This window comes from Anaerolineae bacterium, assembly GCA_014360855.1.
Taxonomy (GTDB): domain Bacteria; phylum Chloroflexota; class Anaerolineae; order JACIWP01; family JACIWP01; genus JACIWP01.
In genome coordinates this window covers 1-2,411 of the sequence record JACIWP010000371.1, presented here as the reverse complement: position 1 = coordinate 2,411, position 2,411 = coordinate 1, and the positions used below count along the sequence as shown (strand labels likewise).

Below are 2,411 nucleotides of genomic sequence, written 5' to 3'. Positions count from 1 at the left end.
AATCGCCGGTGCGCTCGCTGTGGAAGGCCACCAGGCCGGCGGGTACCGCCGGCGTCGGCGTCGGGGTCGGGCGCGGCGTATGGGTGGCGGAAGCGGCCGCCGCTGAGCGCGTCGGCGTCTGCGCCGCCGGACGCACGGCGCCCCGTCTTTCGGCAGTATAGACCAGGGCAATGGATACGAGCCATAATACCAGCCACACCGCGGCGAAGAGCGCCCTACGCCGCGCCGGCGAACGGCTGAACAGCGCCCCCGCCAGCGCGCTCAAACCCACCAGAAAGCACAGGCCGGCGATCAAGTAATATACCATCGCAAATCCCCCATCAGATGATGAAATGGACGTGAGGCCATTATACCCCATTCATGTCGCCGCGCCAAAGTGAAAAGGCCTCCTGCTGGCCGGCAGGAGGCCTGGGAAGCACTGACAAGAGATATCAGGATAACAGCGGGGCCATCAGCGAGGCTAATGCTTCTTCCGTCACCACCTCGGACTCCGCGGCGGTGCGCCATTTGGCCTCAATGCCGCCGGCCTCCAGCGCGCGAGGGCTGACCGTGAGCCGGAGCGGCGCGCCCAGCAGATCGGCATCCTTGAACGCCACGCCTGGGCGTTCGTCCCGGTCATCGAAGAGGACGTACAGGCCGGCCTGCCGCAGACGCTCATACACGCGCTCCGCCGTCTGCGCGACCTCCGGCACATCCAGCTTGATCGCGACCAGATGCACCTGCACCGGCGCCACAGGGGCCGGCCAGCGCAGGCCGTTCTCATCCCGATGCACCTCGGCCAATGCCCCCCAGAGGCGGTCCAGGTCGAAGACCATGCTCAGCATCACCAGGGGCTGGGATTGGCCGGCTGGGTCCAGATAATGGGCATCAGAGATGCCGGCCTCATCGGCCGTCTGCACCGCCACCTCCCCTAGGGCGAATCCATGCGCCTCTTCCAGCGCTTCCCCGCACCCGGGACAGGGGTCGCCGGCCCGCACAGCCCGCAGGTCCACCACCTGATGCACGCTGAAGTCCCGGCCGGCGTTGACGTTGCGGATATGGAACGGTTCCTTGTTCGCGCCGGCGACCAGGTTGCGCGCCGCCATCACCGACGGATCGGCCAGCACCTGCACCCGCTTGAGGCCGATGGGCGAGCCGTAGCCGGGCACGGAGCCAACCCAGCGCACCTCGCTGTCCGTGCTGAGCCGGAAAGGCTTGTTCCCCAAAGCCCTGGCCAGCTTCTGCTCGTCAATGTTCAGGTCGCCGCGGATCACCGCACAGACCACTTGGTCCTCCTGTTCCACGGTGTAGAAGACGACCTTCATGGTCTGCGCCGGCGAGATGCCCAGGTACTCCGCCAGCGCGGCGATGGTGGTGCAGTCCGGCGTTTCCACTTCCTCCATGGGAAGCATCGGGGAAGCGTCCTCGGGCGGAGGTGGCGCTTCGGTGGCCGCCGGCAAACCGGCATACCCACAGCGCGCACAGCGGAAAAAGGCTGTTTCGCCGTCGGGATGTTCCCACAGCCAGGCGACAGCCCCCCGGGGGCCGGCCGCAACGGCGGCGAGGGGAAGCTCCAGGCGGCTCCACAGCGCACCGTAGGCCCTGGCGAGGGCATCCTGGCCGGCCAGCGCCTCATCCAGCGACGCATACAGCCCGAACAGCTCCAGCCGGCGGCTCAGCGCGCCGCCCAGCAGGCCGGCGCGGGTATTGACATGGGCGGACATATGGGGCTGTACCGCGTACCAGAGCTGAGGAAGCTGGCGGTAGGAACGCAGTTCACGCGACGCCAGGTCCCAGGCGGCCCAGCCGGCCGGCTCGCCGCAGCGCCACCGCGCGCCCCTGCCGCTCTCAGATTCTGGCGGCCGCGCCCAGGGAAAAGTGACCGGCTGTGCGCCGGCATCCTGGGCCACCTGCGCAGTGCAAGCCAGCAGTCGCTCCCATCCCTGCTGGCCGAGCGGAAGAAGCGTCCAGACGGTGGGCGCCGGCGAACGGAGCAGGCCGGCGCGCAGTAACAACTGCTGGCCGGGGAGGTCAACCCCCGCCGGCGCTTGTCGAAGCGTGTTCCAGAAGAGTTTTGTCGCTCGCATGCCGCCAATATATCAGATGACGACGGGACTGTCAAACACCCCGCCCCAGGGCATAAGTTTTAACATTCGCGAGCCCGTCACATAGTTGACGATGCCCATGGATTGTGTTAGAATGAAGGCGAATTATAGTAAAGTCTGGGCCGGCGACAAGGCGGCCCGTATTCCCACCGCGAGAAGGGATGAGATGACAATAGCCCTGTATCCCGGCACGTTTGACCCGATTCACTACGGCCACATCGACATTGCCCGGCGGGCGGCTGGCATCTTCGATCAAGTGGTGGTGGCAGTCTACGACAAGCCCCAGAAGAACCTGTTGTTCAGCACCGAGGAACGCCTGCGCATGGT

General features: G+C 66.5%; 3 protein-coding genes. 1 reads left to right on the top strand and 2 read right to left on the bottom strand.

Annotation, left to right across the window (positions count from 1 at the left end; translation table 11 throughout):
- Nucleotides 1-307: hypothetical protein (locus H5T60_14105; protein ID MBC7243566.1), on the bottom strand; the 307-nt coding region annotated here is incomplete at its 3' end.
- 124 nt (nt 308-431) lie between these two features.
- Complete coding sequence (locus H5T60_14100) at nt 432-2,066, bottom strand: hypothetical protein (GenBank protein ID MBC7243565.1); 1,635 nt, start codon at nt 2,064-2,066, stop codon at nt 432-434.
- 184 nt (nt 2,067-2,250) lie between these two features.
- Here H5T60_14100 and H5T60_14095 point away from each other — a divergent pair.
- On the top strand, nt 2,251-2,411 hold a 161-nt coding region (locus H5T60_14095), incomplete at its 3' end, for an adenylyltransferase/cytidyltransferase family protein (protein MBC7243564.1).

Bases quoted from the DNA above. Each gene is read 5' to 3' on its own strand.
- H5T60_14100 (MBC7243565.1), bottom strand. From the start codon at position 2,066: ATGCGAGCGACAAAACTCTTCTGGAACACGCTTCGACAAGCGCCGGCG.